Origin of the sequence: Geobacillus sp. BMUD (assembly GCF_013096845.1) — a bacterium.
GTDB lineage: Bacteria > Bacillota > Bacilli > Bacillales > Anoxybacillaceae > Geobacillus > Geobacillus vulcani.
This window is the reverse complement of sequence record NZ_SDLA01000012.1, coordinates 85,048-93,650: the sequence shown is the minus strand read 5'-3', so window position 1 is coordinate 93,650 and position 8,603 is coordinate 85,048. Positions and strand designations below refer to the sequence as shown.

The 8,603-nt window shown below is 32.8% G+C and carries 8 protein-coding genes; 2 read left to right on the top strand and 6 right to left on the bottom strand.

Translation table 11 applies throughout. The features are described 5' to 3' along the window. Nucleotides 1–108: 108 nt before the first annotated feature. A complete protein-coding gene (locus tag ETC05_RS13205) occupies nt 109–666 on the bottom strand; it encodes a hypothetical protein (RefSeq protein ID WP_171661213.1) in 558 nt (185 codons plus the stop codon). A gap of 39 nt (nt 667–705) precedes the next feature. Next, entirely contained in the window at nt 706–966 is a 261-nt protein-coding gene (locus ETC05_RS13200; RefSeq protein ID WP_171661212.1) for a hypothetical protein, read from the bottom strand. Nucleotides 967–1,171: 205 nt separating this feature from the next. On the opposite strand from ETC05_RS13200, the gene ETC05_RS13195 reads away from it, so the two are divergent. Beyond that, nucleotides 1,172–2,272, top strand: coding sequence for a tyrosine-type recombinase/integrase (locus ETC05_RS13195; protein WP_171661211.1), 1,101 nt, complete (start codon nt 1,172–1,174; stop codon nt 2,270–2,272). A gap of 354 nt (nt 2,273–2,626) precedes the next feature. Here the strand turns inward: ETC05_RS13195 and ETC05_RS13190 are convergent, their stop codons facing one another. From ETC05_RS13190 to ETC05_RS13175, 4 genes are all read right to left on the bottom strand, one after another. Further along, nucleotides 2,627–2,764, bottom strand: coding sequence for an IS3 family transposase (locus ETC05_RS13190; protein WP_483299799.1), 138 nt, complete (start codon nt 2,762–2,764; stop codon nt 2,627–2,629). 230 nt (nt 2,765–2,994) lie between these two features. After that, nucleotides 2,995–3,132 carry a hypothetical protein gene (locus ETC05_RS13185; protein WP_171661209.1) on the bottom strand — a complete coding sequence of 46 codons (138 nt, stop codon included), beginning with the start codon at nt 3,130–3,132 and terminating at the stop codon, nt 2,995–2,997. Nucleotides 3,133–3,493: 361 nt separating this feature from the next. Further along, the gene (locus ETC05_RS13180; RefSeq protein ID WP_171661208.1) at nt 3,494–5,302 is read right to left on the bottom strand and encodes a UvrD-helicase domain-containing protein; all 1,809 of its coding nucleotides are present in this window, start codon (nt 5,300–5,302) and stop codon (nt 3,494–3,496) included. Between the two features lie 11 nt (nt 5,303–5,313). Beyond that, entirely contained in the window at nt 5,314–7,260 is a 1,947-nt protein-coding gene (locus ETC05_RS13175; RefSeq protein WP_171661207.1) for an AAA family ATPase, read from the bottom strand. A gap of 630 nt (nt 7,261–7,890) precedes the next feature. Here ETC05_RS13175 and ETC05_RS13170 point away from each other — a divergent pair. After that, complete coding sequence (locus ETC05_RS13170; RefSeq protein WP_171661206.1) at nt 7,891–8,382, top strand: hypothetical protein; 492 nt, start codon at nt 7,891–7,893, stop codon at nt 8,380–8,382. The last annotated feature ends 221 nt before the right edge of the window (nt 8,383–8,603 follow it).

The window sequence follows — 8,603 nt, the reverse complement described above, 5'->3', positions numbered from 1 at the left end:
ATTAATAAATCGTGTGCCTATGAAATTCGGCGTTTTTTTCTAGGGAAGGCGTGGTGAAATCCTTGATATAACAGCATTTCGGTCATTTTCATTTGCCTAAAATGCCCCTCAAACTGTCGAACTCGGGTCTAAGGTTAAATTTTCTTCACCGCGTTTTGTATCACTTTCATAAATAGAGAAAAGTCTATCTTTATGAAACCATTCAGTACGGTGCTTATACCTTAATAATAAGTATAAAATTGTACTACCATCTTCAATTTGTTCACAGATATATTCATATAAAGGTTTGAAATATTGTTGTGCAATCACGCGACAACGATCATCAATACTTCTGCTTGGTGTGATATTTAAGAAAAGGGTGTCTAAAACACTTAACTTATTTTCTGAAAAAAGTTTCATTAACGAGTAACATAAAGCAATTTTTTGAATATAGTCGTTCGGATACTCTATAAAGCGTCTATGTCTTCTTTCGTCACCTTTTAAATAGGATTCAATGTCAAAATTTAGTTTTTCTATCTCATGAATAATGGCACTAAGTAAAGAATTGGATTTTATAAAATCTAGAAAAATCTTAATTTCTGAATAGAAATTTTCTTCCCGTGCATATAACACACTATTGGCTCTATTACTCAATTTGAATTTTATATTTTCTAAAACTGGATTCATCTTATTTTTCACCCCACTGAACTATCCTTTGTGATATTGTTACCAGTCATTTTGTCTTATTCTCTTATCCATCAATATTGCAAACAAATAGGACGGAGCCTGCAAGTGCTGTACAGGTACAGTATTTTCTAATGGTACATATTTCAGCGCTTCTTTAAAGGTGTTTTTTGATATTGAGCGATTAGTTCTGCTCAACTCAATAGTATTTGCCTTAACTTTGTACGTAAACTCTCCTCCACGGATTTGCTTAAAAACTTGCCCTTCACATCCCTTGATTCGTTCCCATACGGTTTCAATCATCCTATCCCCCCTACTAACAAAAAGTTTAAAAATATGTTGAGTTCATACTTTAATTATAACCTAATACCTAATTTCAGGAAATTTCAAACAAAAATATGAGCATCTCATATACTCTCTGAGAATGCCAATGGTTGATAAAAAGTCCCCTCCATACCTCTACCTTTTTCTGCTAAAATAATTCTATACGCTTTAAGGGGGTTTTGTTATGCCAGTGTATAAAGATCACTCCATAAAGAAAAGAGAAAGTTGGTATTATGAATTTATTTATAAGAAAAAAAGATACAAAAAAAGAGGCTTTGCTAGAAAAACTGATGCAGAAGCAGCGGAGAGACAGAAAAGATACGAATTGCAGCAAGGAATATCCATTCAAGAATCAAAAATTACTGTAAAAGACTACTTTAAAGAGTGGTTGAGCAGAAGGCATAATCTTTCTCAAAATACGAAAAAACTTTATAAAACCTTTCTTAACAATCATTTAAATTTTTTTGAAAATGTACAACTAAACGATGTTACTCCTTTAATGGTTCAACGGTTTATTGATAGCCTTCATCAGAGATATTCCAGCGGTTATGTAAAAAGAATTTACAGCATACTACGGAAAGGATTAAATGATGCTGTTAATTTGGAATTGATTCGACGAAATGTCGCCGATCAGATTGAAAAACCGCGTGAACAGAGAGAAAAACCAATTGAGGTATTTACAGTTGAAGAATTAAAAGAATTTATTAAGATAGCGGAAAAGACAACTCGCTATGCCATTGCCTTTAAAATTCTGGCTCATACCGGAATGCGACGGGGAGAATTGCTCGCTTTAACGTGGGACGATATTGATTTTGAAAGAAAAACAATCAGAATAAATAAAACACTTCTTAAACATCAACGAACGATTCAACACTCTACAAAAACGAAGCAATCTACAAGAGTCATTGCTATTAGCAACTATCTTGTGGAGGAATTGAAAAAACATAAACAAATACAAGAAATTGAAAAAGCAGAGAACGAAAACTATGAGGACAACAACTTAGTTATTTGCACAGTAAACGGAACAAGTGTGTATGTAGATAACTTAACACGGGCATTCCGAAATACTTATAAAAAGATGAAATTAGAAAAGGATATTACATTGCACTCATTAAGGCATACACATGCAACTTTGCTGTTACAACAAAATGTTCATATGAAGGTCGTTTCGGAACGGTTAGGACATGCGAGTATCAAAATGACAATGGATACTTACTCTCATTTGCTTCCAAGCATACAAGAAACAGCAGCCGAAAAATTCGAGCAATTGTTTGAGGAGGAATAAAGTTTTAAATCAATCACTCCAAAAATCACACCAAGTCACCAAAAACACCAAAAATAACGAATGACAACAGAAATAAAAAATCCCTTGAAGCCTTGTGGCTCAAGGGATTTCACTTGATGATTCCGACTGGGCTCGAACCAGCGACCTCCACCCTGTCAAGGTGCGATAGTATTTTAAGCTTAGATTGAAGCAGTCGGAAAAACCTTTATATATCAAGCACTTGCTTTTTTGATTTAAGATGTAACTTGAACAATTCAGAGATAAAATGTAAGATTGTGTCCCCAATGTGTCCCCAACTGATAAATGGTGTTATGTCAAGAAAACGGACACGTTAAACAGAGAGAATAGCTGAACCTACGCAGCTACTTTTCCCTGATTAGCGTAGTAAGCAGCTTCAAATTTACATGACGATACAAGGGCTGAATGAATTCTCTTTCGGTTGTAAAAGCATTCAATATACTCGAAAATCATTTGTTTCGCTTCTTTCCGCATTAAGAGTTTATTATAATCTCTCTGTTCTCTGTGTCCACTTTTTAGACTAACATCAGTCTCTTTTTTGAATAAAAAGAAATTAACCTAATCCCCCTTTTATACGACGATAATGCTTCTAATTTTGTTGGTCGATACATCGTAAAGCCTTTCACTATATCGATCATTCAATGTAATTTCATTTCTTTTTTTTAGTTCTTCTTCCCAAAACTTTTTTACATCTTTAAAACTTTTTATTTCTTTTTTGTACCATCATCATATTCAACCCATGATACACTATCGATTAATGTGTATTCGCCGCCATCATCCGTTTGAAAAATTACTTGAACATTGTCAAATTTCAATTGTTCAATTTGTTCATTATAGCTCATTTTTGTTCCCTCCCAGAATTGGTTATTTTTATGTACTTTTTACTTTTATTAATTGTACAATAAGTTAATCTTAATTTGGTTAAAAAATTTTTAATTTAAAAACCAAGTACGGTAAATAATTGAACAAGAAATCTTCATAGCTACAATCCTTGCATTTTCTAATTCGATTTTTTGCGCAAAACTTTATTTTCAATCACAAATGTTTATTTTCGAACTACATAGTAGGTAAGAGGAATAAGGATTAATGAATATAAGTGACCTCTTCATTAAACTGTTTCCTACTCCGTTGAACTCCCTCTTCACCTAAAGTGTATCTCTTTACGTTCCTTTACTTTAATAAAAAGGATCGTCTATTTGTCCTCTAAACCTTTTGTTCCTCACGTACCATGTTTGATACCATCTCTATTCCCAACTCAATAAGTCGACTCCTTTGTCTTGGTGTCAAAGGCGGAGTAGCAATAAATAAAAAGTCCTCGGCACGACTTAAAGCAACATACAATATTCTGATGTCATCTTCATTACTGTTAATATCTGGATTAAGCAATAATTCTAATAATTCGATTTTATCTAAGAATACAAGAACTGACTCAAACTCTGCCCCTTTTGCCTTATGAATAGTTCTGATTGTGCTTGTTTTTTCTTCAGGCATTTTAAGGTCATTAATTAAATCTGACATCATTGTTGTTTCAGCAAAGTCTTTAGCCTTTCCTCTTCCATAATTCGTTATTTTATAACCTGCTTTACTTAAGAATAAGGATAAGTCATTATAGTAGTTATATAGTGAAATATTCTCAATGCTATTTGGATAATTCATTACATACTCCAACAAACTAACCGCCAGGCTTCTTTTTTGCATAGACGTTATGGTTTGCCCAGGACGGAAAGGAGATTTTAATGATCTATTCCGATCAGTTGTAAAAACTTTCATCATTTGTTTTACAGCCACTTCATAACGCCCTTCTTTTGCAAACTGTCTTGCCGATATAATATTTCTCATGAACCTATCTCTCATTGACGAATCTGTTTCTGAAAAAGTATCCCATACATTCAATGTTTTTACATCTCTTAAAATTTTTACCGAATCATTATATCTGGCTAACACACAATAATCATTGTTGAGCTTTTTGTTTTTTCTTTCTCTATGGAAAATTGTTATTAACTCCATAATATTGTCATCATTATATTCCATAAACATAACAGGATAACTTTTCCCTTCCCTAATGGGCGTTTGTTGTAAAGAATCATGTTTTCGTATAAAGTTAAGTATTTTAACGATACTTGGGCTACTTCTTCTATTTTGCGTAATTTTAAAGTTTAGTTGGTTCGGAAGCGAAAAAGCTATAAAATCATTTCTGGATGCTCCTTGGAATTTAAATATTGATTGAGCTGGATCTCCTATTACCCCTACTACAGAACCTTTATACGCTAACCACTTAATAATCTCCGTTTGAATTGGATTGGTATCCTGAAATTCATCCAAGAATATGAACGGATATTTAGCAGATAAACAATCTAATATGATAGGGAACTCTTTTAATATTTTATAAGAAAAACAAAGAACATCTTCGTGATGGATAATTCCTCTTTTCCAGCACAACTTCTTATAAGAAAGTAAATGATCCTTGCTAATATAATATCCATCTATTTTTTTATTAACATTTCTGCGAACTCGTAAGATGATTTCATCTTCCTTCAAATACCATTCCAGCGCCTCTAAACATTCTTTAATTTGTCTGTCATCTTTCATGTAGAAAAGGTTATTGGCTCTTTTCCATTCCATTAGCCTCCCATTGGACACTTTATTCTCCTCATGTCCATCCATCTCGGCTACATTTACTAATGTAGTCCCGTCTGAATTACGTAATAAGTAGCAGTAAGGTTTTACGATATTTTTATACAGAAAACTATGAATAGTTGAAACCTCAACTCTTTGAATATCCGTTCCTAATCTCTCGATAATCTCTTCAGAACCAACTGTAGTATATGTAATACATGCAATTTTTGACACCTTTCCAAGTCGCTCAGAGTTTTGCAAAACATTTCTAATATGTTTTACAAGCCAATGAGTCTTTCCAGCTCCTGGACCTGCAATTATTTTAAAATGTTTATGTAAGTCCTTCTTGTCCATTAAAAATTCAGAATCAATGGTAGTAGTATCACTTTGAAACATAGTAAATCCCCTCATTCCTTATAACATACCCAATTAAAAGCAGACTTAATATGACTTGGCAGAATTAACTTAGCAGATTTATCATTTTTCAATCTATGAGCTATTTCAAGAGCTAACTCCCCTTTCCTTCCATCTGCATACTTTAAATATGATGCGGCATATCTTGCTCTCTCTTTTTCTTCTGGTAACCAATTGCTATTCTCTAAAGGCTCAAAATCTTCCAACTTAATGTCCTGAAACAAAATTGGATTCAAATAGTTTTCCCAAGCTAAATCATATTCAAATGTTTTTCCTTTACCTGTTTTATTATAAAAAATCTCAACATTAGCACAATTTTCCGCTATTTCTTTAAGATTTTCAAGAGCTCCAGAAAGAGGTTTGTATTCATAATTATCATGGTCTTGATTCAATTCAAACGGATAGCAGGACTTCCAAGTCCTTTTTTTACCTCCCTCTGTCTTCTTTGGCTTTTTGCATGGATCAGTATCAATTACACAGGCTACTCTCTTTTGTAACGCATATTTCTTACGCTCTGGACTAATTCCTGCACCAAACATTTTTATGAAATGGGAAAATGTCAAAGCATCTGCACGAACAATGGCTACATGACTCCTTTCTAAATCACACCCCACCGATTCTGCTAATACAGGAAACAAAATCAGCTCTGCCATACCTTCAACAAGTAAAACAGACCTTGCAAACAGCATAGCCGACTTGGTAGCGTCAAGAAAACGCTCTACATATCCTTTAGACTTTTGGTCGTCTGGACTGTCTGAAAACACTCTACTCGGATATTTTGCTTGCACTCTTTGCTCATTATCTCTCTCAAGACAAATAATTGGATCTAATCCGACTGCTGATGTTATTTGAGTTGAATGAGTGGTAATAAAAATTTGACGACTTAACGTCTGTTTGTCAGTTTCTTCTTTTAAGAACTTTAGAAAATTATATTGTAAAGCGGGATGTAAATGTGCTTCTGGCTCTTCTATTAACAATATCGGAAATGTTTTTGCGTTCTCACCATATTCCTCAGATGTAATCATTTTGAATTTCGCCAAAATTAATGACATATAAATGAGGTTATTATAACCCAAACCGTTGTTAATGATAGGAATTTCAATACCTGTTTCATTTCGGATAATTAGACGTAGAATTGAAAGTACATCAGCTTCTTCTAATCGACCATCGATGTCTGGTTCTCCTCCAATTGATGCACCAGTATTTTGGGCAAAGCGCAGAATTTCTTTTCTGTTCAGACGACCAACTATATTTTCAACAATTTTGTTAGAGTGTTTTTGGAACTCTTGTTTAGAACTTAGTAGAGAATCAGAACTCTTTTCATTGTTAGGTTCATTATCTATAAAATGTGTTAAAAGCTGTTTAAGAAGTGAATTTCGTCCTGTAAACATCTTGCTCTCTACATCTCTTAGTGCATCTAAAGTCTCGCAATGAATTTTTTCTAAATACTCCGTTTCAGCCCTTATTTTATTTTCAATTTTTCCACCATAAATTCTGGATACATACTTCTTTAAGAAATTCTCAAGTATACCCCATCTTTCTTTATCATTTTGCGCCTTTTTTATGGCATCTTTATATTCTTTCCAATTGGATTCTGGTAGAAAATATTTATAAGTAAGGGTTGCTTCCCAAGGTGATTCTAATTTTGTAAGCCAACTTGCTACAATCGCTTTATCTTCTAAGGTGTCATTATGCGAGGATCTTAAGGTAGCAGATATAATAATTTCAGGTGGATTGTCTAAATCGTCAAGTTCTTTATTAAAATCGTCAATAGATGGTGTCTTCGATACAGATCTGTTGAAAATGTATTCAATTGCTTTTATTATGGTTGTTTTTCCCGAATTGTTGCTACCAATAATGACATTTAAACCTTCATTAAATTCTATCTCAAACTCCCTAAAGCACTTAAAGTTTTTAATATATAATTTGGAAATATACACAAATAACACCTCCTATGCCCATATATAAAAAATAAACCAATTATTATTATACCATCCTTCCAAATTATCTCTTCGTCATTACGACGAAAAATTCAAAAATTAAAAGGTCATGAATGTATTTATTCATGACCTGAATGTTTCAACAAAACAATTTTAGCTCTTATGCAATCTTGGTAATAGGGGTCAAATTAGGATTTTTTAGCTTTCTTATTCTCAATTATCTCGATTTTTCACCAAAAGAACGTAAGAACCACTTTTATTTTGCAAAAAGCACAAAAAAGAAACTCATCATAACGTAGTTATATTCGAAACGATTAAAAATTAATTCATCCATGTTAATTTATGAATAATCCTAAATAAATAAGTCTCTACTGTTAATACAATTTTCTACTCTGAATATCTTTGATTAGACTACTCCACATTACGAATACAACCAAAAGCGTTCCGTCAAGGTTTCCGTTTTTTTCTTGTATTATTACTGCAAATTGAATATTTTGTTTTGACTCTTTAAACAGTGCTTGTCAATTATTTTTTCACCAAAAAATAAGTCGATTATATAACACTAATAGAGTTATAAACATAAAATAAAAATCTATAATATAGCAACACAAAAAGAAAGGAGGCGTATACATGAACAAAGACGACTTATTAGCAATGAGTAGCAAAGAACGTGTAAAAATCGTCAACGAACTACTCAAAAAGGAAGGTTTTGATTTACAAAAAGTTGCAGATTACTTCAATATAAACTACTCTACTTTTACGAAATTGATGCAGGAAGATGATTACGTCTATATCAAGCGTGAAAATCAATACTACAAATTTATAAGGGACGAAAGCCAAATTTCTCCTAATTCGATCAGCGCTGACAATGACGAACTCACCTATATTAAGGATCACTTTCATACACTAAAGTCGTTAATTGAACAATACGAAAATAGAGAGGATTTCTTTATCGATAAACGTATTTTCGACACATCTTCAAAAATTTCAACAAAAAATTTTCGAATTTCCGATGATCTGTACAATCAGTTCGTTAAAGTATGTCAACAGAAATTCCCCCACCTGAAGATACAAGATATTCTTTCCCAATTAATTTTTAACTTTGTAAATCGTTATTCATAACATGCTCATTTAAACAAAAAAGCAGTCCCTTTGTTTGCATATAGCAAATAAAGGAACTGCTTTTTTCGAGACTATTATTCCCTTTATCGTAACAACATCCATCATATAAACAGGTATGTCGCTGTCGTTTGTCTTCTTTTTTTGCATCTATATCAATTCCACGGGTTTCCCCCATGCTACTAGAATGCTCCAACCGTCTGCATGAAGATATGAATAATCGT

What these genes read in the sequence shown, in the direction of transcription:
- ETC05_RS13205 (WP_171661213.1), bottom strand. Translation starts at nt 666, where the DNA reads ATGAATCCAGTTTTAGAAAATATAAAATTCAAATTGAGTAATAGAGCC.
- ETC05_RS13190 (WP_483299799.1), bottom strand. Translation starts at nt 2,764, where the DNA reads ATGCGGAAAGAAGCGAAACAAATGATTTTCGAGTATATTGAATGCTTT.
- ETC05_RS13200 (WP_171661212.1), bottom strand. Translation starts at nt 966, where the DNA reads ATGATTGAAACCGTATGGGAACGAATCAAGGGATGTGAAGGGCAAGTT.
- ETC05_RS13185 (WP_171661209.1), bottom strand. Translation starts at nt 3,132, where the DNA reads ATGAGCTATAATGAACAAATTGAACAATTGAAATTTGACAATGTTCAA.
- ETC05_RS13180 (WP_171661208.1), bottom strand. Translation starts at nt 5,302, where the DNA reads ATGTTTCAAAGTGATACTACTACCATTGATTCTGAATTTTTAATGGAC.
- ETC05_RS13170 (WP_171661206.1), top strand. Translation starts at nt 7,891, where the DNA reads ATGAACAAAGACGACTTATTAGCAATGAGTAGCAAAGAACGTGTAAAA.
- ETC05_RS13195 (WP_171661211.1), top strand. Translation starts at nt 1,172, where the DNA reads ATGCCAGTGTATAAAGATCACTCCATAAAGAAAAGAGAAAGTTGGTAT.